This is a genomic window from Streptomyces sp. NPDC051740, assembly GCF_044453165.1.
Lineage (GTDB): Bacteria > Actinomycetota > Actinomycetes > Streptomycetales > Streptomycetaceae > Streptomyces > Streptomyces atrovirens.
Genome location: NZ_JBITCL010000002.1, coordinates 397,959 through 422,596, shown reverse-complemented (window position 1 = coordinate 422,596; position 24,638 = coordinate 397,959). Strand labels below are relative to the sequence as shown.

Genomic DNA, 24,638 nt, shown 5'->3' with positions numbered 1-24,638 from the left:
ACGAGGTCAGTCCGTCATGCGCCGCAGGTTCCGCCGGGCCGGGTGTCCGGGCAACGCAGCGGTAGCCGCCGTCACGGTGTGCGCCCTGTGTGCGGGGATGTGGCTGCTGCACGACGGGACCGGGGCGCAGGCGCCGCCGCAGCCGTCCGCCGCCCAGGCGCACGCGGGGGACGACGACCGCGGCGCGGACCGGGCCTCGGCCCCCGCCCTGCCGCCCTCTCCTCCCGACCGCGTCCGCATCCCCGCGATCGACGTGGACGCGCCCCTGACCGGCCTCGGCCTGACGAGGACCGGCAGTCTCGACGCCCCGCCCCCCGACCGGAAGAACCTCGCCGGCTGGTACGAGGCCGGCACCACCCCCGGTGAGACGGGCACCGCGATCGTCGCGGGCCACGTCGACAACGCCGACGGCCCCGCCGTCTTCTACTCCCTCGGCGCCCTGCGCAAGGGCGGCACCATCGAGGTGGACCGCCGCGACGGCACCGTCGCCGTGTTCACGGTGGACGCCGTCGAGGTGTACGACGCCCGGGACTTCCCCGACGGGAAGGTGTACGGGGCGGCGCCCCGCCCCGAACTGCGGGTCATCACCTGCGGCGGGGGCTACTCCCGGACGACCGGGTACCGGGGGAACGTCGTCGTGTACGCCCACCTGACCGGCAGCCGCTGAGCCGGGGACGCCGACCGGGCACCGACCGCGAGCGCCGGGACGGTCGTCGCCCGCCCGGACCGGCTGCGGTCACCGCTCGTACCCTCAGGCCGGCCACTGCTCGGACCCTCACGCCGGCCACTGCTCGGACCCTCACGCCAGCCACTGCTCGTACGCCAGGTTCGCCACCAGGGCGAAGACGACCGTCAGCAGGACGACGCGGACGAAGCCGCTGCCCTTCTTCAGTGCCGTGTGCGCGCCGAGCGTGCCGCCCGCCAGGTTGAACACCGCCATCAGCAACGCCAGTTGCCACAGCACCGCGCCCTGCCAGGCGAACATCGCGAGCGCGCCGGCGTTGGTGCAGCAGTTGACGATCTTGGCGGTGGCGGAGGCGGTGACCAGGTCGAGGTGGAGCAGGGCGGTGAGCGCCAGGACGAGGAACGTACCGGTGCCGGGGCCGATGAGACCGTCGTAGAAGCCGATGCCGAGGCCGGCCAGGCCGATCGCGGCGAGGATCTGGCGGCGGGTCGCCGGGCCGGTGGCGGGGGCCGTGCCGAAGGCGGGGCGCAGGATCACGAAGGCGGCCACGGCGAGCAGCACCACCATGATCACCGGTTTGAGGACCTCGGTGCTCATCCCGGCCGCGAAGAAGGCCCCGCCCGACGATCCGGCGAGGGCCGCGAGGCCGATGCGTACGGCGGTCCTCACGTCGACCGGCGCCTTGCGGGCGTAGGTGACCGCCGCGCCCGTGGTGCCGACGATCGCTACCGCCTTGTTGGTGCCGAGCGCGTGCGCGGCGGGGGTGCCGGCGGGCAGGCCGAGCAGCAGGGCGGGCAGGAGCAGCAGTCCGCCGCCGCCGACCACGGCGTCGATCCAGCCGGCGGCGAGGGCGGCCAGACAGAGCAGGACGACCGTGGTCAGGGAGATGTCGGGCATGGTCGGGAGCCTATGGACGAGATAGATGCCACGTCCATCAAGATGAGCGTTACTTGAGGTTGCCGGCGGGGCCGGCCTCCTCACATCCGCCGCACCCCTTCGCTGAGGGCAGCGTTCCGCGCGGGAAACAGAAGGGATGCCGACGGGTAACACCCGCACCGCAGGCTCAGGGGCATGACCTCGAATGAGCGTGTGGTGGTGATCGGCTCCGGCCTCGCGGGCGTACGACTCGCCCGGCGGCTCGGCGAGCTCGGCACGCCCGTGACGCTGATCGGCGAGGAGGAGCACCGCCCGTACAACAGGGTGCTGCTCGCCGAGGTGCTGGCCGGACGTTACAGCCCCGAGGTGATCGCCCTGCCGGCGCCCGCGGAGCTGACCCGCGCCCGGGTGACCGGCATCGACCGCGCGGCGCGGACCGTCGGCTGCGCGGACGGTTCGGTGATCGCATACGACAGGCTCGTCCTGGCCACCGGCTCCAACCCCGTACTGCCGCCGCTGCGCGGCCTGTTCACCGAGGACCACGAGCTGCCCGAGGGCGTGCACGCGTTCCGCACCCTGGACGACTGCCTGGGCCTGGCCGAGGCGGTACGGCCCGGGGTGCGGGCGGTGGTGATCGGCGGCGGGCTGCTCGGGGTCTCCGCGGCCCGCGCTCTCGCCGTGCGCGGCGCGCAGGTCGTCCTCGCCCAGCAGTCCGAGCGGCTGATGGAACGGCAGCTCGACCCGGCCGCGTCCAAGCTGGTCCGGCGGCACCTGACCGACCTCGGCGTGGAGGTGCACACCGAGTGCCGGGTGCGGGACGTGCGCTGCGTCGGCGGCGCGGTCCGCTCGGTGGAGATGGCCGACGGCTACGCCCTCGACGCCGACCTCGTGGTGCTGGCCTGCGGGGTGCACCCGAGGACCGGTCTCGCGCAGGCGGCCGGGCTCGACGTCCGCAAGGGCGTCGTCGTCGACGACGAGCTGCGCACCTCCGACCCGTACATCCACGCGATCGGCGACTGCGTCCAGCACGCCGGCACGGTGTACGGGCTGGCCACCCCGGCGCTGGAACAGGCCGACGCGCTCGCCGCGCTGCTCGCCGGGGACAGCGGCGCCCGTTACACCGGCACCCGTTCCCTGACCCGGCTCACCCTCACCGGCCCGGACAGCCCCTTCGACCTGGCCGCGTTCGGCGAGACCGAGGCGCTGCCGGGCGACGACGTCGTCCAGCTCACCGATGCCACCCGGGGCACCTACCGCAAGGTCGTCGTCCGCGACGACCGCCTGGTCGGCGGGGTCCTGGTCGGCGAACTCGGCACCGTCGGCGCCCTCGCGCGCGCCTGGGAGGGAGCAGAGCCGCTCCCGTCCGCCGGCGGGCCCCTGCTCCACCTGCTCACCAATGACGGAGGCTCCTGATGTCCACGGACACATCGACCATCGTGCTCATCGGCCACGGCATGGTCGGCCAGCGTTTCCTGGAGGCGCTCGCCGAGCGCGGCCTGACCGCCACGCACCGCGTGGTCGTGCTGTGCGAGGAGCCGCGTCCGGCGTACGACCGTGTCCAGCTCACCTCGTACTTCTCGGGGAGGACGCCCGAGGACCTGTCGATGACGGACATGGCGTTCATCGAGGAGCACGGCATCGAGCTGCACATCGGTGACCCGGCGGAGACCGTCGACCGCGAGGCGCGCAGGGTGACGGCCCGCTCCGGGCTGGTCGTCGACTACGACGTCCTGGTGCTGGCCACCGGCTCCTACCCGTTCGTGCCGCCGGTGCCGAACAAGGACGCCGAGGGCTGTTTCGTCTACCGCACGATCGAGGACCTGCTCGCGATCGAGGAGTACGCGAGGAAGTCGACGACCGGTGCCGTGGTCGGCGGCGGTCTGCTCGGCCTGGAGGCGGCGGGCGCGCTCAAGGGCCTCGGACTCACCTCCCACATCGTGGAGTTCGCGCCCCGTCTGATGCCCGTCCAGGTCGACGAGGGCGGCGGCGCGGCGCTGCTGCGCACCATCGAGGAGATGGGCCTGAGCGTCCACACGGGCGTGGGCACCCAGGAGATCGTGGTCGGCGAGGACGGCGCGGTCACCGGCATGAAGCTCTCCGACGGTTCCGAACTCACCACCGACCTGGTGGTGTTCTCCGCCGGTGTCCGCCCCCGCGACCAGCTGGCCCGCGACTGCGGCCTCACCGTCGGCGAGCGCGGCGGCATCGCGGTCGACGAGCAGTGCCGCACGGTCTCCGACCCGCACGTGTTCGCGATCGGCGAGTGCGCGCTGGCCGCCGACGGCCGGGTGTACGGCCTGGTCGCGCCCGGCTACGAGCAGGCCGAGACGGTCGCCGCGACCATCGCCGAGGACGAGTCGTCCTTCACCGGCGCCGACCTGTCCACCAAGCTGAAGCTGCTCGGCGTGGACGTGGCGTCCTTCGGCGACGCGCACGGCACCGCCGACGACTGCCTGGACGTCGTCTACTCCGACTCCCGCGCCGGCCTGTACAAGAAGCTGGTCATCGGCCGCGACGGCACGCTGCTCGGCGGCATCCTGGTCGGCGACGCGGAGGCGTACGGCACCCTGAAGGCCTTCACCGGCTCCGTCCCGCCGGTCCCGCCCGAGTCGCTGGTGCTGCCGGCCGGCGCGGGCGCCCCCGTGCAGCTCGGGCCGTCCGCGCTGCCGGACGACGCGATCATCTGCTCCTGCAACAACGTCCGCAAGGGCACGATCCGCGAGGCCGTCACCGAGCACAGGTGCACCACCGTGCCCGAGGTGAAGAAGTGCACCAAGGCCGGCACGACGTGCGGCAGTTGCGTCAAGGTCCTCGGCCAGCTCATCAACGCCGAGCTGGAGGCGAGCGGCGTCGAGGTCGACAAGGGCCTGTGCGGCTGCTTCTCCCAGACCCGCGAGGAGCTGTACGAGATCGTCCTCGCCCTGCGCGTCACCTCCTTCCGGGACCTGCTCGACCGCCACGGCCGCGAGGCCGCCCGGGGCGGCGACGGCTGCGAGGTCTGCAAGCCGACGGTCGGCTCGATCATCGCCTCCCTCGCCCCGACGATCGGCGCCGGCACCCACGTCCTCGACGGCGAGCAGGCGGCCCTCCAGGACACCAACGACCACTTCCTGGCCAACCTGCAGAAGAACGGCTCGTACTCGGTCGTGCCGCGCATCCCCGGCGGTGAGATCGCCCCGGAGAAGCTGATCGTGATCGGTGAGATCGCCCGCGACTTCGGCCTCTACACGAAGATCACCGGCGGCCAGCGGATCGACATGTTCGGCGCGCGGGTCGAACAGCTCCCGGTGATCTGGGCCCGCCTGGTCGACGCCGGCTTCGAGTCGGGGCACGCCTACGGCAAGTCGCTGCGCACGGTGAAGTCCTGCGTCGGGCAGACCTGGTGCCGCTACGGCGTCCAGGACTCCGTCCGCATGGCGATCGACCTGGAGCTGCGCTACCGGGGGCTGCGCTCCCCGCACAAGCTCAAGTCCGCGGTCTCCGGCTGCCAGCGCGAGTGCGCCGAGGCCCAGTCGAAGGACTTCGGCGTCATCGCCACCGCGGGCGGCTGGAACCTCTACGTCGGCGGCAACGGCGGCGCCACCCCGCGCCACGCGGACCTGCTCGCGCAGGACCTCTCGGACGCCGAACTGATCCGCCTGATCGACCGGTTCCTGATGTTCTACATCCGCACCGCCGACCGCCTGGAGCGCACCAGCGTGTGGCTGGACCGCGTCCCCGGCGGCCTGGACCACGTACGGGACGTCGTCGTCCACGACTCGCTCGGCATCTGCGACGAACTGGAGGGCCTGATGGCCGCCCACGTCTCGCACTACCGCGACGAGTGGGCCGAGACCATCAACGACCCGGAGAAGCTGGCCCGCTTCGTGTCCTTCGTGAACGCCCCCGACACCCCCGACCCGGTGGTCGCGTTCGTCCCCGAGCGCGACCAGATGAAGCCCGACCTGCCGCTGCTGAACATCGGCCTGCGTCCCGCCGACGAGATCCTGGAAGGAAGCGCCACGCGATGACCCTGGCACTCGAGACCACCGATCTGAAGGTCCAGCTCCGCCTCGCCGACGACTGGTTCACGGTCTGCGACCTGAGCGCGCTGCTCCCCGGCCGCGGGGTGGCCGCCCTCCTCCCCGACGGCCGCCAGGTCGCCGTCTTCGCCGACCGCACCGGCCGCCTGTACGCCATCGACAACCGCGACCCCTTCACCGGCGCGGCGGTCCTCTCCCGCGGCCTGACCGGCACCCACCAGGGCCGCCCCTTCGTCGCCTCCCCGCTCCTGAAGCAGCGCTTCGACCTGGAGTCGGGCCAGTGCCTGGACGACGAGGCGGTACGGGTGACGGCGTACGAGGTGAAGGCGGCCTGATCCGGCGGGACGCCTGTCGAATCACTGTCGGTTCGGGTCGTTCCGCCCGGCGGGCCGGGTCCATCGGGTTACATCGGTCGTGCCCCACCCGTTTCAGGCCCCACACCCATCCGTCACGGAGGCCCGAACCATGACCCGCAAGCACACCCGACCCTCCCGGCGCGCCCTGCTCGGCGGTGCCGCCGTCACCGCGCTCGCGGTGGCGGCCGGCACCGGTACGGCGCAGGCCGCCGGCCACCGGCCCGCCTGGCCGACCGAGTTCCCGCTTCCGGACGGCTGGCTGCCCGAGGGCATCACCATCGGCGGCGCGCCGTACGCCTACATGGGATCCCGCGCCGACGGCGCGATCCTCCGCACCGACCTGCGCACCGGAAAGGGCGAGGTCCTCCACGAGGGCGCCCCCGGCCTCGTGGCCATCGGCCTCAAACTGGGCCGGGACGGCCTGCTGTACGTCGCCGGCGGCGGAGGCGGCACCGCGCGCGTCGTCGACGCCCGCACCGGCGAGCCGGAGCGGACACACCAACTCACCTCCACCACCGGCCACTTCATCAACGACGCCGTACTCTTCCCGGACCGCGCCTGGTTCACCGACTCCCGCGACGCGGTCCTGTACGGTGTCGCGCGCGGCCGGGGCGGGGGCGTCCGCGCCCTGCCGCTCACCGGCGACTGGGAGCAACTGCCGGGCGTCAACAACGCCAACGGCATCGTGAGCACCCCCGACGGACGCGATGTGATCGTGGTCAAGAGCACCCCGGGCGAGCTGTACCGCGTGAGCCTCCGCACCGGGCGCGCCACCCGTATCGCCCTGTCCGGCGCGGAGAACGTGGTCAACGGCGACGGCCTGGTCCGCGTCGGCCGCACCCTGTACGTCGTACAGAACCGTTCGAACATGGTCACGGTCTTCGACCTGGACGCCGACTCCACGAAGGCGACCCTGCGCCGCTCGATCACCGACCCCCGCTTCGACGTCCCCGCCACCGCCGCCCGCTTCGGCGACCGCCTCTACCTGGTCAACGCCCGCTTCACCAGCCCACAGACCCCGGAGACGACGTTCACGGCGGTGGCGGTACCGCTGTAACCACCGGGACGGCAGCGGAGAGCTACCTTCCGGTCACGTCACGTTCGCATCACGGGCCCTCCATATGCCCCACACGGCACGATCCCCCCAGTAGCTTCGTCACTTCCGCACCAAGCACACGCAATCGCCCGATCTGGGGGGCTCTCCGCCATGCACCCGTTCCGCACCTCCGCCGCCGCGGTCCTCGCCGCACTCGCCCTGGCCGCCGTACCGGCCACCGCCGTGGCCCACGACGGCGACCACCCGTTCGAGAACTGCACCGAGGCGTACGAGAACGGGTACGAGAGCATCCCCAAGGGCGACGACCACTACGGCGAGCACCTGGACCGCGACGACGACGGCATCGGCTGCGACCGGCCGCCGGCGGACTTCAAGCCCCACGAGGAGAACGCGGAGGCCGAGGACGGCACGGAGACCGGGAACACCGGCTCCTCCGACAGCAAGGAGCAGGGCGGCGGCACCGACCTCGCCGAGACCGGTGGCAGCGACACCACGCCGTACATCGCGGCCGGCGGCGCCGCCGTCGTCCTCCTCGGCGGCGGCGTGATGATCGCGGCCCGCAGGCGCCGCGGCGACGGCCGCTGAGTCCATGCCGCGCGAGAGGGCGGCACCCCCGCACGGGTGCCGCCCTCTCTTTCGTGGTCCGGAGCCGTCGCCGATCGGTGAGGGTGGTCGGGTGACAGACGACGGCTCCGGGGCTTCGCGTGCCCCTACCGGTGGTCGCTGCCCGTCGACGTGACGGCCGCGCGGCCGGCTTCCAGGCGGGCGACCGGGATGCGGAACGGGGAGCAGGAGACGTAGTCCAGGCCGACCTCGTGGAAGAAGTGGACCGACTCCGGGTCGCCGCCGTGCTCGCCGCAGACGCCGAGCTTCAGGTCGGGGCGGGTGGCGCGGCCGGCCTGCGCGGCGGCGGCGACCAGGGATCCCACGCCGTCCTTGTCGATCGTCTCGAACGGCGACACCCCGAAGATGCCCTTCTCCAGGTACGCCGTGAAGAACGAGGCCTCCACGTCGTCGCGGGAGAAGCCCCACACCGTCTGGGTGAGGTCGTTCGTGCCGAAGGAGAAGAACTCCGCCGCCTCCGCGATCTGGCCGGCGGTCAGCGCGGCGCGCGGCAGCTCGATCATCGTGCCGATGGCGAGCTTCAGCTTGGTGCCGGTGGTCTGCTCGACCTCGGCGATGACCTGGTCGGCCTCCTCGCGGACGATCTCCAGCTCCTGGACCGTGCCGACGAGCGGGATCATGATCTCCGCGCGCGGGTCGGCCTTGGCCGCCTTGCGCTCGGCCGCCGCCTCCGCGATGGCCCGCACCTGCATGGTGAACAGGCCGGGGATGACCAGGCCGAGGCGGACACCGCGCAGACCCAGCATCGGGTTCTGCTCGTGCAGCCGGTGCACGGCCTGGAGCAGGCGCAGCTCGTTCTCGTGCGGCTCCTGCCGGGACTCGGCGAGGGCGACACGGACCGACAGTTCGGTGATGTCGGGCAGGAACTCGTGCAGCGGCGGGTCGAGGAGGCGGATGGTGACCGGGAGGCCGTCCATCGCCTCGAAGAGTTCGACGAAGTCCCGCTTCTGGAGCGGGAGCAGGGCCTTCAGGGACTCCTCGCGCTCGGCCTCGGTGTCGGCGAGGATCAGGCGTTCGACCAGTTCGCGGCGGTCGCCGAGGAACATGTGCTCGGTGCGGCACAGGCCGATGCCCTGGGCGCCGAAGCGCCGCGCCCGCAGCGCGTCCTCGGCGTTGTCGGCGTTGGCGCGCACCCGCAGCCGGCGCTTGCGGTCGGCGAAGGCCATCATCCGGTGCACGGCCTCGACGAGTTCGTCGGCGTCGTCGGCGCCCGGGTGCATCCGGCCCTCGAAGTACTCCACGACCGGCGACGGGACGACCGGGACCTCGCCCAGGTAGACCTTGCCGGAGGAGCCGTCGATGGAGATGACGTCGCCCTCCTCGACGACGTGCCCGCCGGGCACGGTCATCCGGCGGCGCTTGGTGTCGACCTCCAGCTCCTCGGCGCCGCAGACACAGGTCTTGCCCATGCCGCGCGCGACGACGGCCGCGTGGGAGGTCTTGCCGCCGCGCGAGGTGAGGATGCCCTCGGCGGCGATCATGCCGTCCAGGTCGTCGGGGTTGGTCTCGCGGCGGACGAGGATGACCTTCTCGCCGGAGCGGGACCACTTGACGGCGGTGTACGAGTCGAAGACCGCCTTGCCGACCGCCGCGCCCGGCGAGGCCGCGATGCCCCGGCCGACCTTCTCGACCTTGGCGCTCTCGTCGAAGCGGGGGAACATCAGCTGGGCGAGCTGGGCGCCGTTGACGCGGCTGAGCGCCTCGGCCTCGTCGATCAGACCCTGGTCCACCAGCTGGGTGGCGATGCGGAAGGCCGCGCCCGCGGTGCGCTTGCCGACGCGGGTCTGGAGCATCCACAGCTGGCCGCGCTCGATGGTGAACTCGATGTCGCAGAGATCCTTGTAGTGGTTCTCCAGGGTCTCCATGATCCGCATGAGCTGGTCGTACGACTTCTTGTCGATCGACTCCAGCTCCGCGAGCGGCACGGTGTTGCGGATGCCCGCGACCACGTCCTCGCCCTGCGCGTTCTGCAGGTAGTCGCCGTAGACGCCCTGGTGGCCGGAGGCGGGATCGCGGGTGAACGCGACACCCGTACCCGAGTCCGGGCCGAGGTTGCCGAAGACCATGGAGCAGACGTTGACGGCGGTGCCGAGGTCGTGCGGGATGCGCTCCTGGCGGCGGTAGAGCTTGGCGCGGTCGCCGTTCCAGGAGTCGAAGACCGCCTTGATGGCGAGGTCCATCTGCTCGCGCGGGTCCTGCGGGAAGTCCCGGCCGGCCTCGGTCTTGACGATCTTCTTGAACTTGGTGACGAGCTTCTTGAGGTCGGCCGCCTCCAGCTCGGTGTCGACGGTGACCTTCTTGGCCGCCTTCGCCGCCTCCAGCGCGTCCTCGAACAGCTCGCCGTCGACGCCGAGCACGGTCTTGCCGAACATCTGGATGAGGCGCCGGTAGGAGTCCCACGCGAACCGGTCGTCGCCGGCCTGCCGGGCGAGGCCCTGCACGGACTTGTCGGAGAGGCCGATGTTGAGGACGGTGTCCATCATGCCCGGCATGGAGAACTTCGCCCCGGAGCGGACCGACACGAGGAGGGGGTCGTCGGCCTGGCCGAGCTTCTTGCCCATGGTCGCCTCGAGGGCGTCGAGGTGCGCACTCACCTCGTCACGCAGTGCCGCCGGCTCCTCGCCACTGTCGAGGTAGGTCTTGCAGGCCTCGGTGGTGATGGTGAAGCCGGGCGGGACGGGAAGGCCCAGGCTGGTCATCTCGGCGAGGTTGGCGCCCTTGCCGCCCAGGAGGTCCTTCAGGTCCTTGTTGCCCTCGGTGAAGTCGTAAACGAACTTCGCTACGTGGGGATCTTTGTTTTCCGACACGGGTCTCGACTCCTCGAGGACGCGGTGGCTGCCCTGACGGCGAGAATGTACCCAGATCAAAGGCTTCTGGGTACGTCCACTTGTGCGTCATACGCCTGTAACCAGCCGTCCGCCAGCGGATCGAAAGTCAAAGCTTGGCAAGCCGTGACGGCCGAATGTTTTCACTTCTTGAACGCACAAGCCTTCCCATCGACCCTTCAGCGCTCATACGAGCGGCAATAGCCACGTCTGATTTCGCTCGATGAACGATCAAGAGGTGGCACTGAGTGCCACCCTTTGAGAAGTGCAGTCGTCCACAATCCGCTCATCTGAGCGTCACCCTTATCAAGGGTGGCGAGAATCACGCTGCCACAGCGGACCGGATTTCACCATGCGGACCAGGTGAACACACCGTTCCCGCCGCCCGTACGGAAGGACGGCGGACCCGGACCCCCACGCCGGGTCCGCCTCCCACCGGGCTCGGCACGGAAGGAACCTCCGGGGTGCCTGTCTTCACACGCCTGCGCGACACGCGCATCCGCACACGCCTGCGCGACGCACGGGACGCGCACCCCGTCGCCGCCCGCGCCCTCCGCCGGGCGGTCCACGTCCTCGCCGCCGCCCTCGTCGTCGGCGCCCTCCTGATGCCGAACACCGCACCGGGACTCCGGCCCGACCGGTTCACCCGGATACCGGCGGAGGCGATCACCGGGGCCGTCCTGCTGCTCGCCCTGCCCCGCCGGCCGCGGATCGTCGTGGCGGCGCTGTACGGGGCGGGCATCGGCGTCCTGACCGTGCTGAACCTGCTGGACATCGGGTTCACCGAATACCTGGGCCGCGGCTTCAACGTCGTACTCGACTGGGGGCTGCTCGACGACGCGCAGAGCTACGTCGCGGACTCGATGGGCTCCACGGCCGCGACCGCCGCCGCCGTCGGCGCGGTCGTCCTCGTCCTGCTCCTCGTGGGCGTCATGGCGCTGGCCACCGTCCGGCTCGGCAACCTGCTGGCCCGGCACCGCGGCCACGCCACCCCGGGCGCGCTGGTCGCCGGGACGGTGTGGGTCACCTGCGCGGCGCTCGGGGTCCAGGTCTCCGGCATGCCGGTCGCCTCCGACCCCGCCGTGGACGCCCTGACGGGGCAGACGCAGCGCGTGGTGGACACCCTGCGCGACGAGGCGGCGTTCGCGAAGGAGGCGCGGGCGGACACCTTCGGCGCCACTCCCCCCGACCAGCTCGTCCCGGACCTGCGCGGCAAGGACGTCGTCCTCGCCTTCATCGAGAGCTACGGCCGCGTCGCCGTCGAGGACCCGCTGATCGCCCCCGGCGTCGTCCACACCCTCGACACCCGCACCGCCGCGCTCACGAAGGCCGGCTACCACGCCCGCAGCGGCTGGCTCACCTCGGCGACGTACGGCGGCAACAGCTGGCTCGGCCACTCCACCACCCTGTCCGGCCTGTGGATCGACAACCAGCAGCGCTACCGCACCGTCACCTCCGGCGACCACCTCACCCTCACCAAGGCGTTCCGGAAGACCGGCGCCTGGGACACCGTCGGCGTCATGCCGGGCGTGCAGAAGGCCTGGCCGGAGGCGGAGTGGCACGGCCTCGACAAGGTCTACGACGCCTTCGACCTCGGCTACGAGGGGCCGAAGTTCAGCTGGTCGACCATGCCGGACCAGTACGCCCTGGAAGCCTTCCAGCGCCTGGAGCACGGCAGGAAGCGCGACAGACCGCTGATGTCGGAGGTCATCCTCACCTCCAGCCACCAGCCCTGGGCGCCGATCCCGGAACTGGTCGGCTGGGACGAGCTCGGCGACGGCTCGGTCTTCGACGCCATCGAGAAGGCGGGCAGGAAGACGTCCGACGTCATGGCCGACTCCACCGAGTCCCGGCGGGAGTACGGCAGGTCGATCGAGTACTCGCTCACCAGCCTCACCCAGTGGCTGGAGCGCTACGGCACCGACGACACCGTCCTCGTCTTCCTCGGAGACCACCAGCCCATCAGCCGCGTCAGCGGCAGGAACGCGGGCCGGGACGTGCCGGTGTCGATCGTCGCCAAGGACCCGGAGGTACTGGAGAAGATCGACGCCTGGAACTGGACGGAGGGCCTCCGCCCGGCGCGGGACGCGCCCGTGTGGAAGATGAGCTCGTTCCGCGACCGCTTCCTGACGGCCTACGGCTCCGTCCCGCACCCCACCGAGGGCTGATCAGCCGCCGGAGGTGTCCAGTTCCGCCTCCTCGCCGACGCCCGCGCAGTCGTACGGGTCCTTCAGCCAGCCGTCCGGCAGCACCACCCGGTTGTTGCCGGACGTACGGCCGCGGGGGCCGTCGGCGCCGGCCGGCCAGGGCTGGTCGAGGTCCAGCTCGTCGAGCCCGGCCCGCAGCTCCTCCAGCGAGGAGGTGATCGCGAGCCGCTTGCGCATCTCGGAGCCGACCGCGAAGCCCTTCAGGTACCAGGCCACGTGCTTGCGGAAGTCGATCACCCCGCGCGACTCGTCGCCGATCCACTCCCCCAGCAGCGTGGCGTGCCGGACCATGACGTCGGCGACCTCGCGGAGCGTGGGCCGTACGAAGGCGTCGGTGCGCCCCTCGAAGGCGGCCACCAGGTCCGAGAACAGCCACGGCCGGCCGAGGCAGCCACGCCCCACGACCACCCCGTCGCAGCCGGTCTCGCGCACCATCCGCAGCGCGTCCTCGGCCGACCAGATGTCGCCGTTGCCGAGCACCGGGATCTCCGGGACGTGCTCCTTCAGCCGGGCGATGGCCTCCCAGTCGGCGGTGCCGCCGTAGTGCTGGGCGGCGGTACGGCCGTGCAGCGCGATGGCGGTCACGCCCTCCTCGACGGCGATCCGGCCGGCGTCCAGGTAGGTCAGGTGGTCGTCGTCGATGCCCTTGCGCATCTTCATCGTCACCGGCAGGTCCCCGGCCCCGCTGACCGCCTCGCGCAGGATGGACCGCAGCAGGTTCCGCTTGTACGGGAGGGCCGAGCCGCCGCCCTTGCGGGTCACCTTGGGGACCGGGCAGCCGAAGTTGAGGTCGATGTGGTCGGCGAGGCCCTCCTCCGCGATCATGCGGACGGCCTTGCCGACGGTCGCCGGGTCGACGCCGTAGAGCTGGATGGAGCGCGGCTTCTCGGTCTCGTCGAACCTGATGAGCTGCATGGTCTTGTCGTTGCGTTCGACCAGCGCCCGGGTGGTGATCATCTCGCTGACGAACAGGCCCTTGCCGCCGCTCCACTCCCTGCACAGGGTACGGAAGGGCGCGTTGGTGATCCCGGCCATGGGGGCGAGCACGACGGGCGGCTGAACCGTGTGCGGGCCGATGCGCAGGGTCGTGTCCGTGGTCGGCGAGGAAGTGGGCATTCCCCCATTGTCCCGTATGCCGAGGGGTACCCGGCACGTCGGCGCCCGATGATCGTGTAACGGTCATTAGTTAACCGCACTATCGAAATCGCGTACGATGGCCCCCATGCCCGAGCTCAGCCATGGCCGACGCATGCTGGTGCTCGCGATCTGCTGCATGAGCCTGCTGATCGTGAGCCTGGACAACACGGTCCTCAACGTCGCCCTGCCCACCCTGCAGAGGGACTTCGACGCGAGCACCGCGGGTCTGCAGTGGACCGTCGACGCGTACACCCTCGTCCTGGCCTCCCTGCTGATGCCGGCCGGCTCCACCGCCGACCGGATCGGCCGCAGACGGGTGTTCATGGCGGGCCTGGTGATCTTCACCCTCGGCTCGGTGCTGTGCTCACTGGCGCCGGACCTGACGTCGCTGGTCGTGTTCCGGATGATCCAGGCGGTCGGCGGCTCGATGCTCAACCCGGTCGCCATGTCGATCATCACCAACACCTTCACCGACCCCCGTGAACGGGCCCGCGCGATCGGCGCGTGGGGTGCGGTCGTCGGCATCTCCATGGCCGCGGGACCGCTGGTCGGCGGGCTGCTGGTGGAGTCGGTCGGCTGGCGCTCCATCTTCTGGATCAACCTGCCGGTGGGGCTGGCCGCACTGCTGCTCACCTGGCGTTTCGTCCCGGAGTCCCGCGCGCCCAGGGCCCGCCGCCCGGACCCGGTCGGCCAGTTCCTGGTGATCGTCCTGTTCGGCTCCCTGACGTACGCGATCATCGAGGCCCCGCACGCCTCCCTCCCGGCGACCGCGCCCTTCGCCGCCGTGGCGCTCGTCTCCCTGCTCACCCTGCTGTGGTACGAGCCGCGCCGCCGCGAACCCCTCATCGACCTGCGCTTCTTCCGCTCCGCTCCGTTCAGCGGGGCCACGGTGATAGCCGTGAGCGCGTTCGCCTCGCTCGGCGGCTTCCTGTTCCTGTCCACGCTGTACCTGCAGAACGTACGGGGGCTGAGCGCCCTGGACGCGGGCCTGTGGATGCTTCCGATGGCCGTCCCGACCTTCCTGTGCGCCCCGCTCTCCGGCCGGCTGGTCGGCAGCCGGGGGCCGCGGCTGCCGCTGCTGATCGCCGGCGGCGCGATGACGGTCAGCGGGCTCCTCTTCGCCCTGTTCGAGGCCGAGACGTCCGACGTCACCCTCTTCATCGGGTACGTCCTGTTCGGCGTCGGCTTCGGTTTCGTCAACGCCCCGATCACCAACACCGCCGTCTCCGGCATGCCGACCGCGCAGGCGGGGGTGGCCTCGGCGGTCGCGTCCACCAGCCGTCAGCTGGGGCAGGCGCTGGGCGTCGCGGTGATCGGCGCGGTGCTGGCGGCGGGGGTGGGGTCGTCGTCGTACGCGGACGCGTTCGTGACGGCGGCGCGGCCGGGGTGGTGGATCCTCGCGGGGTGCGGCCTCGCGGTGCTGGTCGTGGGCGCGGCGAGCTCGGGCCGCTGGGCCCGCGGGACCGCCGAACGCACGGCGGAGCGGCTGGAGTCGAGGGAGATGCGGCGGAGTGCGGGCGTGAGCGCCTGATCTGTTCGGCGGTGCTTCAGCATGCGGGGCGGGGGTGTTCGCGCCGCCCGGCGCCGTACGGGGTGTCCCGTGTTGGTGCGGTCCGGGGGGTGTTCGCGCTGCCCGGCGCTTGCGGGGTGCCGTCGCGCCCACCCGTGCCGCCCCAGCGGCACGACTGCCCGCGGAGAGCGGAGGGCGGGGGCGGGGGAGGCGTGACTGCCCGCGGAGGGCGGGGGGAGGCGTGACCGCCCGCGGCGGGCCGGGGGGGTACGACTGCTCGTGGTGGGGGCGGGGCAGTAGAACGGGGACACCCCGCCCGGACTCCGGAGGAGCCATGTCGCAGATCGACACGAGCAAGGTCAGCCGCTGGGACCTGCACGGCCGTGAGTACATCGTGCGCGTCCAGCGCACCGGTGTGCAGCGGACGATCCGGTGCGACACCTGCGGCTGGCGCAGAGGCGCCCAGTTCCTGCCCTGGCTCAAGGCACAGGAGCACCTGACGGAGGCGCACCAGGCGACGGTGGACCCGTCGAACCGGCGGGCGTCCACGACGAGGCCCCCGGTACCGGACCACTGAGTGGTCCGGTACCGGGGGCCCGGCACAAGCCCGCGCGGCGACTACGCGCCGATCAGACGGGACGCGAGGTACCCCTCGATCTGGTCCAGCGACACCCGCTCCTGCTTCATCGTGTCGCGCTCACGCACCGTCACCGCGTTGTCGTCCAGCGTGTCGAAGTCGACGGTGACGCAGAACGGCGTACCGATCTCGTCCTGGCGACGGTAACGGCGCCCGATCGCACCGGCGTCGTCGAACTCGATGTTCCAGTGCTGGCGCAGCGCCTGCGCGAGCCCCTTCGCCTTCGGCGACAGCTCCGCGTTGCGGGACAGCGGGAGCACCGCCACCTTCACCGGCGCGAGGCGGTGGTCGAGCCGCAGCACGGTCCGCTTCTCCATCTTGCCCTTGGCGTTGGGCGCCTCGTCCTCGACGTACGCGTCGAGCAGGAAGGCGAGCATCGCCCGGCCGACACCGGCCGCCGGCTCGATGACGTACGGCGTCCAGCGCTCCCCGGCCTCCTGGTCGTAGTAGGCGAGGTCCTGGCCGGAGGCCTTGGAGTGGGAGGAGAGGTCGTAGTCGGTGCGGTTGGCGACACCCTCCAGCTCGCCCCACTCGCTGCCGCCGAACTGGAAGCGGTACTCGATGTCAGCGGTGCGCTTGGAGTAGTGGGAGAGCTTCTCCTGCGGGTGCTCGTACCACCGCATGTTCTCCTCACGCATGCCGAGACCGGTGTACCAGTTCCAGCGCTGCTCCATCCAGTACTCCTGCCACTTCTCGTCCTCGCCCGGCTTGACGAAGAACTCCATCTCCATCTGCTCGAACTCGCGGGTGCGGAAGATGAAGTTGCCGGGCGTGATCTCGTTGCGGAAGGACTTGCCCATCTGGGCGATTCCGAACGGCGGCTTGCGGCGCGAAGTGGTCTGCACCTGGGCGAAGTTGGTGAAGATGCCCTGGGCGGTCTCGGGGCGCAGGTAGGCGATGGAGCCGGAGTCCTGCGTCGGGCCGAGGTGGGTGGAGAGCAGGCCCGAGAACTGCTTGGGCTCGGTGAAGGTGCCCTTGTTGCCGCAGTTGGGGCAGTTGAGGTCGGCGAGGCCGTTCTCCGGGGCGTGGCCCTTCTTCTCCTCGTACGCCTCCTCCAGGTGGTCCGCGCGGAACCGCTTGTGGCAGGAGGTGCACTCGGTCAGCGGGTCCGTGAAGGTGGCGACGTGGCCGGAGGCCACCCACACCTCGGGGGCCAGGATGACGGACGAGTCGATACCGACCACGTCCTCGCGCGACGTCACCATGTAGCGCCACCACTGGCGCTTCAGGTTCTCCTTGAGCTCGACACCCAGCGGCCCGTAGTCCCAGGCGGCACGCTGGCCGCCGTAGATCTCACTGCAGGGGAATACGAAGCCACGGCGCTTGCTCAGGCTGACGATGGTGTCGATCTTGTCGGCGGCCACGGTGCTCTCTTCATTACGACGACGGGCGACGAAGCGAGTTTGCTTCCAGCGAAGTCCTCAGGCTACCGGCGCGGCCTGCCCCGCGACCAATTCGGTGCCCCCTACAGCTCCCTCACGTGCTTTGTTGACAACGGTTTCCATATTTGTTGAAAATGACTGTCATGAACGTACGACGACCTCACATATCCGCGGCCGCTCTGGCCGCGGTCGCCGCCCTCGGTCTCGGCACCCTGACCGCCTGTTCCTCCGACAGTGCCGCCGCGGGCAACACCGACAAGTTCGACGTCGTCGCGTCGTTCTACCCGATGGCCTTCCTCGCCGAGCAGATCGGCGGCGAGCACGTCAGCGTCACCAGCCTCACCCAGCCCGGCCAGGAGCCGCACGACCTGGAGATCAGCGCGAAGCAGACCGCGCAGCTCGAGGAGTCCGACGCGGCGCTCTACCTCAAGGGCCTCCAGCCCTCCGTCGACGAGGCCATCGGCCAGTCCCCGGTGGGGACGAAGATCGACGCGGCGACCCTGACCTCCCTGGAGGAGCACGGCACCGAGGCCGGCGGCCACGAGGAGGAGCACGCCGAGGAGGAGCACGCCGAGGAGGAGCACGCCGAGGAGGAGCACGGCCACGAGCACGAGCACGAGGGCGGCAAGGACCCCCACATCTGGCTCGACCCGGTCAGGTACGCCGAGGTCGCCGAGGGCGTCGGCAAGGCCTTCGAGAAGGCCGACCCGGACCACGCCGCCGACTACAGGAAGAACACCGAGACCCTGGTCGGCAAGCTGAACGACCTCGACGAGAAGTTCGAGACCGGCCTCGCGGACAAGAAGAACGGCGTCTTCATCACCACCCACGCCGCCTTCGGCTACCTCGCCGAGCGCTACGGACTGACCGAGGAGTCCATCAGCGGCCTGGACCCCGAGTCCGAGCCCAGCGGGGCGCGCGTGAAGGAAATCCAGGAGATGGCGAAGGCCGACGGCGTCACCACCGTCTTCTACGAGACGCTCGTCAGCGACAAGACCGCCAAGACCCTCGCCGGCGACACCGGACTGAAGACGGACGTCCTGGACCCGCTGGAGGGCATCACCGACGCCTCCCGCGGCGACGACTACTTCCAGGTCATGGAAGTCAACCTCAAGGCCCTGCAGACGGCCCTGGGAACCAAGTGACCGACGAACCACCGGAGGACGGCATGACGACCGAGCCCGTCATCTCCCTGCGCGGCGTCCGCGCCGAGCTGGGCTCGCGCCCCGTCCTGCGCGGCATCGACCTCACCGTGCACCGCGGTGAGGTCGTCGCGCTGCTCGGCGCCAACGGCTCCGGCAAGTCGACGGCCGTACGCAGCGTCATCGGCCAAGTACCCGTCAGCGCCGGGGAGGTCGAGCTGTTCGGCACCCCGCGGCACCGGTTCCGCGACTGGGCGCGCGTGGGCTACGTCCCGCAGCGCACCACCGCCGCCGGCGGCGTGCCCGCCACGGTCACCGAGGTCGTCTCCTCCGGCCGCCTGGCCCGCACCCGCTTCGGCCTCTTCCGCAGGACCGACCACGAGGCCGTACGCCACGCCCTGGACCTGGTCGGCATGGCGGACAGGGCGAAGGACTCCGTCGACGCCCTCTCCGGCGGCCAGCACCAGCGGGTCCTGATCGCCCGCGCGCTCGCCGCCGCCCCCGAACTGCTGATCATGGACGAGCCCATGGCGGGCGTCGACCTGGCCAGCCAGGAGATCCTCGCCGAGACGCTCAAGGTCCAGGTCGCCGAGGGCACCACGGTCCTCCTCGTCCTGCACGAACTGGGCCCCCTGGAGCCCCTGATCGACCGGGCGGTCGTGCTCCGCGACGGCTGCGTCCTGCACGACGGCCCGCCCCCCAAGGCCGTCGGCCAGCACGCCCTGCCCGGCCACGACCACGTCCACCCGCACGCCCCCGCGGGCGCCGAACCGATCCGCACAGGACTGCTGAGCTGAATCCGATGGACATCCTCGACTACGCCTTCATGCAGCGGGCGCTGCTCGCCGCCGTCCTGGTCGGCATCACCGCCCCCGCCGTCGGCATCTACCTCGTCCAGCGCCGCCAGGCCCTCATGGGCGACGGCATCGGCCACGTCGCCATGACCGGCGTCGGCCTCGGCTTCCTGTTCTCCTGGTCCCCGGTGTGGATGGCGACGCTCGTCTCCGTCCTCGGCGCCGTCTTCATGGAACTGGTCCGCTGGTACGCCAGGACCCGCGGCGACATCGCCCTCGCGATGCTCTTCTACGGCGGTATGGCCGGCGGCGTCATGTTCACCAGCCTCGCCCCCGGCGGCTCCACCTCCAACCTCTCCTCGTTCCTCTTCGGCTCGCTGTCGACGGTCTCCACGTCCGACGTCACCGCGATCTGTGTGCTGGCGGCCTTCGTGGTCCTCGTCACGGTCGGTCTGCGCCGGCAACTGTTCGCGGTCAGCCAGGACGAGGAGTTCGCGCGGGTGACCGGCCTGCCGGTGCGGTTCCTGAACCTGCTCACGGCGGTCACGGCCGCGGTGACCGTCTCCGTCGCGATGCGCGTGGTCGGCCTGCTGCTGGTGAGCGCGCTCATGGTGGTGCCCGTCGCGGCGGCCCAGCAGCTCACCCGCAGCTTCGCCGCCACCTTCGCCATCGCCGTCGCGATCGGCGTGAGCGTGACCATCGGCGGCACGGTCACCTCGTACTACCAGGACGTGCCGCCCGGCGCGACGATCGTGCTGCTGACCATCGCCGCGTTCATCGCACTGACCGCGCTGGCCGCCCCGCTGGCCCGCCGCCGCGCCCGGGCACTGGCCGCCGCGCAACCCGGCGGCGACCCCGCGGAGTGCGCGATTCCGGCCGGCCGCGAGGCCGGCGACACGGTCGGCGCCTGACCGCCCTCCGCCCGGACTGGCACAATGGCCCGGGCAGACGGGGCCAGATGTGAGGAGGCAATCCGGTGACGACCGCAGGACCGCCCGTGAAGGGCCGCTCCACCCGGCAGCGTGCCGCTGTGGCGGCTTGCCTTCAGGAGGTCGACGAGTTCCGCAGCGCGCAGGAACTCCACGACATGCTCAAGCACAAGGGCGACTCGGTCGGGCTCACCACGGTCTACCGCACCCTCCAGTCCCTCGCCGACGCGGGCGAGGTCGACGTCCTGCGCACCGCCGACGGCGAGTCCGTCTACCGCCGCTGCTCCACCGGCGACCACCACCACCACCTGGTCTGCCGCAACTGCGGCAAGGCGGTGGAGGTGGAGGGCCCGGCGGTGGAGAAATGGGCGGAAGCCATCGCGGCGGAACACGGCTACGTCAACGTGGCCCACACGGTGGAGATCTTCGGCACCTGCGCGGACTGCGCGGGGGCGTCGTAACCGCAGGCAGCCGCCCGCCGGCCGCGGGCAATCGTGCCGCTGGGGCGGCACGGGTGGGCGCGACGGCACCCGGCGGGCGCCGGGCAGCGCGAACACCCCCCGCCCGGCCCCAACCCGCGGAAAGCCGTCACACGCGCGCAAGGTGCCTATCGAGCAGAGCCCGCAGACGCCGGAGGTCCTCCTCGCCGCGCAGACCGCGCTTGGGCTCGACCTCCAGCACCAGGATGCCCGGGTCACGACTGAGCAGTACCACGTGCTCGGAAGTCTCGCGGTAGCCGCGGAACAGCGTCCAACGCTGCACCACCGTCGTGTGCTCGGTCTCGACCGTGATCCCGGCGTCGGTCACCGTGACGCGGTACTCGCCCTGCCACGAGACGGCCCGGAACACCTGGCCTGCCTGGAGCCGGGGCGTGCCCCAGATCAGGACCGCGGTCAGCAGCGAGAGCGCGGTCAGCACCGCGGCGTCCGCCCCTCCGAGCGCGGTGAACGCGGCGAATCCGGCGAACAGCACGACGAACATCCACCGCACCGGCGCCAGCCCCCGCACACGTGCACGCGTCTGGATGCCCCGGAGGATGTCGGTGCGCGTCGGCCGGTAGACCAGCTCGACGGCATCGGTGCCACTGTCCTGAAGAGTGTCCCGCCCCTGGTGATCCATGAGGCGGAACCCTAACCTCCCGCGTCCCGGCGTCAGCCGTCGGGCTGCGTGCCCTCCATGGCCAGCAGCTCCTCGTTCGGGATCGCCCCGCCGAACCGCCGGTCGCGGGAGGCGAACTCCAGGCACGCCCGCCACAGGTCGCGCCGGTCGAAGTCCGGCCACAGCACGTCCTGGAAGACCATCTCGGCGTACGCGCTCTGCCACAGCAGGTAATTCGACGTCCGCTGCTCCCCGCTCGGCCGCAGGAACAGGTCCACGTCCGGCATGTCCGGGTAGTACATGTACTTCTGCAGGGTCTTCTCGTTGACCTTCGACGGATCGAGCCGCCCGGCCCGCACGTCCTCCGCGAGCGCCTGCGCGGCGTCCGCGATCTCCGCCCGCCCGCCGTAGTTCATGCAGAAGTACAGCGTCAGCCGGTCGTTGTCCTTCGTCTGCTCCTGGGCGACCTGGAGCTCCTTGGCCACCGACTTCCACAGCTTGGGCATCCGCCCGACCCACCGCACCCGGATCCCCAGCTCGTCGAGCGTGTCGCGCGTCTTGCGGATGAAGTCCCGGTTGAAGTTCATCAGGAAGCGCACCTCGTCCGGCGACCGCTTCCAGTTCTCGGTGGAGAAGGCGTACAGCGAGATCGCGCCGACCCCCATCTCGACCCCGCCCTGGAGCACGTCCAGCACCCGCTCGGCGCCGACCTTGTGCCCCTCGGTACGCGGCAGCCCCCGCTCCTTCGCCCACCGCCCGTTGCCGTCCATGACGATCGCCACATGCTTGGGGACCAGTTCCCCGGGGATCTTCGGAGGCCGCGCGCCGGACGGGTGCGGTTCCGGCGTCCTGTACTCCCGGCGCTGACGCCCCAGGAACCCGCGTACCACCATGTGTCTCTCGTCTCCTCGTGCTTACTTCTCTACGTACCTCAGCGAGCGCAGCCCGCGCTCCAGATGCCAGTGCAGGTAGGCGGACACCAGCCCGCTCCCCTCCCGGACGTACCGCGCCTCGCACGCGTCCGCGGTCTCCCAGTCTCCCGTAAGCAGCGCTCCGAGGAGCCCCAGGGCCTGCGGCGAGGGTACGACGCTGCCGGGCACCCGGCAGTCGGCGCAGACGACACCGCCCGACGCGACCGAGAAGAACCGGTTCGGTCCGGGCATGCCGCACTTCGCGCAGTCGGTGAAGCTGGGCGCGTACCCGTTGACGGCGAGGGAGCGCAGCAGGAACGCGTCGAGTACGAGATGCGGGGCGTGCTCGCCCCTCGCCAGCGTCCGCAGGGCCCCGACCAGCAGCAGGTACTGCTGCACCGCCGGCTCGCCCTCGTGATCGGTGAACCGCTCGGCCGTCTCCAGCATGGCCGTCCCGGCCGTGTACCGCGCGTAGTCCGTCACGATCCCGCCGCCGTACGGCGCGATCGTCTCGCTCTGCGTGCACAGCGGCAGGCCGCGCCCGATCAGCTCGCTCCCCTTCGAGAAGAACTGCACGTCCACGTGCGAGAACGGTTCGAGACGCGCACCGAACTTCGACTTCGTCCGGCGCACGCCCCTCGCCACCGCGCGTACCCGCCCGTGACCGCGCGTGAGCAGTGTGATGATCCGGTCCGCCTCACCCAGCTTCTGGGTGCGCAGCACGATGCCGTCGTCGCGGAACAGACTCATGGCATCCATTGTCGCCCACGTTCAGGGCACCTCACCGCGACTCCGGGCGTTGGCGTACGCCGTCGCCGCGCGCAGCCGCTCGGCGGAGGTCGCATGCCGTACGACACCGGGATCGGCGTCCCACTCCCGGCCGCCGCCGTACGGCCTCAGCTGGACATAGGGCCCCTCATGCCCCATGACCACACCGATCCGCTCGGTCCTGGTGTCCACGACATACGCGCCGACGGGCGGCTTCACCGCATCACCGCCGCCGCGATCCGCCGCGCGGTCTCCACCGAACACCGCCCCAGTTCGATGAGCGGACAGGGCGCCTCCCGCGCGAGACTCACCGGGTCCAGCCCCAGTGACGGCAGGGAAATTCCGGCCTTCGCGAGTGCCGCCCGCAATTCCTTCACCACTTCCTCCGCTTCTTCGACGCAGAGCGCCGAGTGTCGTGCCTTCACCGTGCTCCCCTTTCCTTTCGGCTTTCACTCTTCGTACCCCAAGGGTGACATTCCGTGTCTACACTTGGGAGGGGCTCGCGTTCTACAAGTGCGAGTCAGCACAAGGGGGTTGGTTATGGCCAACGGTTCACGTCAGGCGGCGTGGGAGTTCTTCGGCGCGGAACTGAAGCGCCGACGCGAGGACGCGGGGTTCACGCAGGTGGAGCTGGGTACGCGCGTGTTCGTGTCGGGCGGCTACATCGGCCAGTTCGAACAGGCGATTCGCAAGCCGCAATTGGATGTGGCCCAGCGGATCGACGACGCGTTGCAAACCGACGGTATTTTCGAGCGGATGTGGCGCAAGCTCATCAAGGACCAGACCTATACGGAGTACTTCGCGCACGCGGCGGAACTTGAGCGACTGGCGACGGAAATCTGCGAGTACGCGCCTGCTGTGGTCCCAGGACTCCTGCAAACACGGGAGTACGCGCAGGCGATGTTCCTGGCGGGAAATCCGTTCGCCGCCGCCGAGTACATCGAGGAACTCATCAAGGGGCGCATGGAGCGGACGCGGGTCCTCAAGGACGCCACACGGCCCGTGTATTGGGTGGTACTGCACGAGACGGTGCTGCGCATCCCCGTGGGCGGTCCGGCGGTCATGGCGCACCAACTGGACCACATCGCGGCCATGGCACGAGAGCGCAAGGTGCTGCTCCAGGTACTCCCGTTCTCCGCAGGGGCGCACCCGGCCATGGGCAAGCAGATGAAGCTCATGGAGTTCGAGGACGCACCACCAACCGTCTATACAGAGGGCGTGTTTTCGGGAAGCCTGCTGGACGAACCGGCGCTGGTGAAGCGAGTCCGGGCGTCTTACGATCACATCAGGGCCGCCGCGCTGTCGTCGGAGGCGTCCCTGCCCCTGATCGAGTCGGCTGCGGAGGACTACAGACGATGCGCGAGTTCGACCTGAGCAACGCATGCTGGCGCAAGAGCAGCTACAGCGGCGGCGACGGCGGCGAGGACTGCGTCGAAGTCGCCGTCGGACTCCCCGGTGTCGTCCCCGTCCGGGACAGCAAAGTGACCGACGGTCCGGTGATCGTCGTCGGGGCGGTGGCCTGGACGGAGTTCATGGGCGGCATCGGTCGCTGACCGGCCCCTGACCGGCCCTGACCGCAGGCGAATTGATGTGGGCGGCCTCTCGCCGTCCGGCGTATCGTGCGTCCGCGCGCGATCTTCCGCGGGTGTCTGCCGTCTTACCGCCCGTGGGGGGCCAT

Annotated in this window: 24 protein-coding genes; 15 read left to right on the top strand and 9 right to left on the bottom strand. The window is 70.9% G+C overall.

Annotation, left to right across the window (positions count from 1 at the left end; genetic code table 11):
- The first annotated feature begins 16 nt into the window (after positions 1-16).
- Positions 17-667: a class F sortase gene (locus ACIA6T_RS04940; protein ID WP_399445134.1), complete on the top strand. Its 651-nt coding sequence runs from the start codon at positions 17-19 to the stop codon at positions 665-667.
- A gap of 132 nt (positions 668-799) precedes the next feature.
- Here ACIA6T_RS04940 and ACIA6T_RS04935 read toward each other — a convergent pair whose 3' ends face one another.
- A complete protein-coding gene (locus tag ACIA6T_RS04935) occupies positions 800-1,582 on the bottom strand; it encodes a sulfite exporter TauE/SafE family protein (protein ID WP_399445133.1) in 783 nt (260 codons plus the stop codon).
- A gap of 174 nt (positions 1,583-1,756) precedes the next feature.
- Between ACIA6T_RS04935 and ACIA6T_RS04930 the strand changes: the two genes are divergently transcribed.
- The 5 genes from ACIA6T_RS04930 (at position 1,757) to ACIA6T_RS04910 (ending at position 7,581) form a co-directional block, all read left to right on the top strand.
- Entirely contained in the window at positions 1,757-2,974 is a 1,218-nt protein-coding gene (locus ACIA6T_RS04930; RefSeq protein WP_399445132.1) for an NAD(P)/FAD-dependent oxidoreductase, read from the top strand.
- Positions 2,974-5,571, top strand: coding sequence for a nitrite reductase large subunit NirB (gene nirB / locus ACIA6T_RS04925; RefSeq protein WP_399445131.1), 2,598 nt, complete (start codon positions 2,974-2,976; stop codon positions 5,569-5,571). Before ACIA6T_RS04930 ends, nirB begins: the two co-directional genes overlap by 1 nt.
- Entirely contained in the window at positions 5,568-5,918 is a 351-nt protein-coding gene (gene nirD / locus ACIA6T_RS04920; protein ID WP_385048951.1) for a nitrite reductase small subunit NirD, read from the top strand. Before nirB ends, nirD begins: the two co-directional genes overlap by 4 nt.
- A gap of 130 nt (positions 5,919-6,048) precedes the next feature.
- On the top strand, positions 6,049-6,996 hold the full coding sequence (locus ACIA6T_RS04915) for an SMP-30/gluconolactonase/LRE family protein (RefSeq protein WP_399445130.1): 948 nt from the start codon (positions 6,049-6,051) through the stop codon (positions 6,994-6,996).
- Positions 6,997-7,146: 150 nt separating this feature from the next.
- Positions 7,147-7,581 (top strand): LAETG motif-containing sortase-dependent surface protein, encoded by a 435-nt coding sequence (locus ACIA6T_RS04910; protein ID WP_399445129.1) that lies wholly within the window; start codon positions 7,147-7,149, stop codon positions 7,579-7,581.
- A gap of 125 nt (positions 7,582-7,706) precedes the next feature.
- On the opposite strand, the gene ppdK is transcribed toward ACIA6T_RS04910, so the two are convergent.
- The gene (ppdK, locus tag ACIA6T_RS04905) at positions 7,707-10,427 is read right to left on the bottom strand and encodes a pyruvate, phosphate dikinase (protein WP_399445128.1); all 2,721 of its coding nucleotides are present in this window, start codon (positions 10,425-10,427) and stop codon (positions 7,707-7,709) included.
- A 482-nt stretch (positions 10,428-10,909) separates the two neighbouring features.
- On the opposite strand from ppdK, the gene ACIA6T_RS04900 reads away from it, so the two are divergent.
- The gene (locus ACIA6T_RS04900) at positions 10,910-12,613 is read left to right on the top strand and encodes a CDP-alcohol phosphatidyltransferase (RefSeq protein WP_399445127.1); all 1,704 of its coding nucleotides are present in this window, start codon (positions 10,910-10,912) and stop codon (positions 12,611-12,613) included.
- On the opposite strand, the gene dusB is transcribed toward ACIA6T_RS04900, so the two are convergent.
- A complete protein-coding gene (gene dusB, locus ACIA6T_RS04895) occupies positions 12,614-13,768 on the bottom strand; it encodes a tRNA dihydrouridine synthase DusB (protein WP_399445126.1) in 1,155 nt (384 codons plus the stop codon).
- Positions 13,769-13,874: 106 nt separating this feature from the next.
- Here dusB and ACIA6T_RS04890 point away from each other — a divergent pair, with 106 nt between their 5' ends.
- On the top strand, positions 13,875-15,320 hold the full coding sequence (locus ACIA6T_RS04890; protein WP_399445125.1) for an MFS transporter: 1,446 nt from the start codon (positions 13,875-13,877) through the stop codon (positions 15,318-15,320).
- Positions 15,321-15,633: 313 nt separating this feature from the next.
- Positions 15,634-15,876, top strand: coding sequence for a hypothetical protein (locus ACIA6T_RS04885; RefSeq protein WP_399445124.1), 243 nt, complete (start codon positions 15,634-15,636; stop codon positions 15,874-15,876).
- 41 nt (positions 15,877-15,917) lie between these two features.
- Here ACIA6T_RS04885 and ACIA6T_RS04880 read toward each other — a convergent pair whose 3' ends face one another.
- Entirely contained in the window at positions 15,918-17,300 is a 1,383-nt protein-coding gene (locus tag ACIA6T_RS04880; protein WP_399445123.1) for a glycine--tRNA ligase, read from the bottom strand.
- A gap of 161 nt (positions 17,301-17,461) precedes the next feature.
- Between ACIA6T_RS04880 and ACIA6T_RS04875 the strand changes: the two genes are divergently transcribed.
- The 4 genes from ACIA6T_RS04875 (at position 17,462) to ACIA6T_RS04860 (ending at position 20,644) form a co-directional block, all read left to right on the top strand.
- Complete coding sequence (locus ACIA6T_RS04875; RefSeq protein ID WP_399445122.1) at positions 17,462-18,463, top strand: metal ABC transporter substrate-binding protein; 1,002 nt, start codon at positions 17,462-17,464, stop codon at positions 18,461-18,463.
- Between the two features lie 23 nt (positions 18,464-18,486).
- Positions 18,487-19,257 carry a metal ABC transporter ATP-binding protein gene (locus ACIA6T_RS04870; protein ID WP_399445121.1) on the top strand — a complete coding sequence of 257 codons (771 nt, stop codon included), beginning with the start codon at positions 18,487-18,489 and terminating at the stop codon, positions 19,255-19,257.
- A gap of 5 nt (positions 19,258-19,262) precedes the next feature.
- Positions 19,263-20,165, top strand: coding sequence for a metal ABC transporter permease (locus ACIA6T_RS04865; protein ID WP_399445120.1), 903 nt, complete (start codon positions 19,263-19,265; stop codon positions 20,163-20,165).
- Positions 20,166-20,230: 65 nt separating this feature from the next.
- On the top strand, positions 20,231-20,644 hold the full coding sequence (locus ACIA6T_RS04860; protein ID WP_399445118.1) for a Fur family transcriptional regulator: 414 nt from the start codon (positions 20,231-20,233) through the stop codon (positions 20,642-20,644).
- A 127-nt stretch (positions 20,645-20,771) separates the two neighbouring features.
- Here ACIA6T_RS04860 and ACIA6T_RS04855 read toward each other — a convergent pair whose 3' ends face one another.
- The 5 genes from ACIA6T_RS04855 to ACIA6T_RS04835 are packed head-to-tail and all read right to left on the bottom strand — an operon-like array spanning position 20,772 to position 23,385.
- Positions 20,772-21,302, bottom strand: coding sequence for a YcxB family protein (locus ACIA6T_RS04855; protein WP_399445117.1), 531 nt, complete (start codon positions 21,300-21,302; stop codon positions 20,772-20,774).
- A gap of 32 nt (positions 21,303-21,334) precedes the next feature.
- Positions 21,335-22,174 (bottom strand): isoprenyl transferase, encoded by an 840-nt coding sequence (locus ACIA6T_RS04850; protein ID WP_385048992.1) that lies wholly within the window; start codon positions 22,172-22,174, stop codon positions 21,335-21,337.
- Positions 22,175-22,195: 21 nt separating this feature from the next.
- Complete coding sequence (gene recO / locus ACIA6T_RS04845) at positions 22,196-22,942, bottom strand: DNA repair protein RecO (RefSeq protein WP_073931980.1); 747 nt, start codon at positions 22,940-22,942, stop codon at positions 22,196-22,198.
- A 21-nt stretch (positions 22,943-22,963) separates the two neighbouring features.
- Positions 22,964-23,179 carry a hypothetical protein gene (locus tag ACIA6T_RS04840; protein WP_399445116.1) on the bottom strand — a complete coding sequence of 72 codons (216 nt, stop codon included), beginning with the start codon at positions 23,177-23,179 and terminating at the stop codon, positions 22,964-22,966.
- Positions 23,176-23,385 (bottom strand): hypothetical protein, encoded by a 210-nt coding sequence (locus tag ACIA6T_RS04835; protein WP_073931978.1) that lies wholly within the window; start codon positions 23,383-23,385, stop codon positions 23,176-23,178. The genes ACIA6T_RS04840 and ACIA6T_RS04835 overlap by 4 nt, the downstream gene beginning before the upstream one ends.
- Before the next feature lie 115 nt (positions 23,386-23,500).
- Between ACIA6T_RS04835 and ACIA6T_RS04830 the strand changes: the two genes are divergently transcribed.
- Together ACIA6T_RS04830 and ACIA6T_RS04825 are read left to right on the top strand one after the other, a co-directional pair.
- Positions 23,501-24,334 carry a helix-turn-helix domain-containing protein gene (locus ACIA6T_RS04830; protein WP_399445114.1) on the top strand — a complete coding sequence of 278 codons (834 nt, stop codon included), beginning with the start codon at positions 23,501-23,503 and terminating at the stop codon, positions 24,332-24,334.
- The gene (locus ACIA6T_RS04825) at positions 24,316-24,513 is read left to right on the top strand and encodes a DUF397 domain-containing protein (protein ID WP_399445113.1); all 198 of its coding nucleotides are present in this window, start codon (positions 24,316-24,318) and stop codon (positions 24,511-24,513) included. The genes ACIA6T_RS04830 and ACIA6T_RS04825 overlap by 19 nt, the downstream gene beginning before the upstream one ends.
- Positions 24,514-24,638 lie beyond the last annotated feature (125 nt).